General features: G+C 47.0%; 2 protein-coding genes. One reads left to right on the plus strand and one right to left on the minus strand.

What is annotated here, in order from left to right; translation table 11 throughout:
• Window positions 1-560, plus strand: a 560-nt coding sequence (locus tag R7P72_RS25800; protein WP_318111083.1) for an efflux RND transporter periplasmic adaptor subunit, incomplete at its 5' end; no start/stop codon positions are given.
• A gap of 88 nt (window positions 561-648) precedes the next feature.
• On the opposite strand, the gene R7P72_RS25805 is transcribed toward R7P72_RS25800, so the two are convergent.
• A partial coding sequence (locus tag R7P72_RS25805) for an endonuclease/exonuclease/phosphatase family protein (protein WP_411912913.1) occupies window positions 649-1,079 on the minus strand: 431 nt, incomplete at its 5' end.

Here is a 1,079-nt window from a genome sequence, read left to right on the forward strand (position 1 = left end):
AAGCGCAAGCGGCGGTATCTGAGGCGGAAACGACCTTTGGCTACAGCATCATTACTGCACCGTTTGATGGCTTGATCACGCAAAAGCCCATCAACAAAGGTGATACCGCGACGCCGGGGGCTTTGCTTTTATCAATGTACAATCCAAACTCGTTGGAAATAGAGGTGAACTTTGCTGAGTCTGTCATGCCTTATGTGACTTATGATAAAGAAGTGGACGTTGTTTTTCCGTCTTACAACCTCAACGCGCAAGCGGCTGTAAAAGAAGTGACGCCGTCGGCAGATGCCAACTCGCGCAGTTATACCGTAAAGCTTCAATTTGAGCCGCTAACGGCTATCTATCCAGGTACATACGCCAAAGTCGCGTTGACCTTAACCGACGATGTTGTACTTCGCGTGCCAAAAGAGGCGGTTTACCAAGTTGGCCAATTGGACTACGTAAAAGTGGTGCAAGACAGCGGTGAGGTAGAAACTCGGCTTATTCAGCTTGGAGAGTTGGGGAGAGTGCGAACGGGGTTGAAGCAGGGTGATGTAGTGCTGCTGAATCCAAGAGCGCTTTGATAGAACGGTTTCTCTTGTTAACTAGTTAAACGTCTATCTAGCAAACAACATAAAACAGCCCAGCATCATGCTGGGCTATTTTGTTCGTTCAGTTAAGCGTTACCGTTGCGTTTACAGGGCAATGGTCACTCAGTTTGTAATCCAAAACATCTTGTGAGCTGAACAGCGTTTGATGCGCGTTTTTCGCTTTTATTTGCGGGCTAACAATAATGTGATCAATCAAAGAGCGGAATTGGTGTGTTTTGCTTGGGTTCTTATTTGAGCGAACCTTGCAATCGGCTTGGGTATCTCGCGTTACCAATTGTGCATCGTTACCGAGCGTCATGATCGCCCACAACCAATCACGTTGATACGACAAGTTGTGATTGAAATCGCCCATTACGGCATACTGCTCTTTTTTCTTTTCTCTCTCGCTCATCCATTTCGCAAGTGCTTCTCCTTGTTGACTCAGTGTTTGGCAATCACGACTGTTTTTGTACGCTCCGCTGCATCCTGCTTTTAGATGCACAGAGAGCAGGT

The sequence above is a fragment of the Vibrio sp. Vb0888 genome (genome assembly GCF_033338835.1).
Taxonomy (GTDB): Bacteria; Pseudomonadota; Gammaproteobacteria; order Enterobacterales; family Vibrionaceae; genus Vibrio; species Vibrio alginolyticus.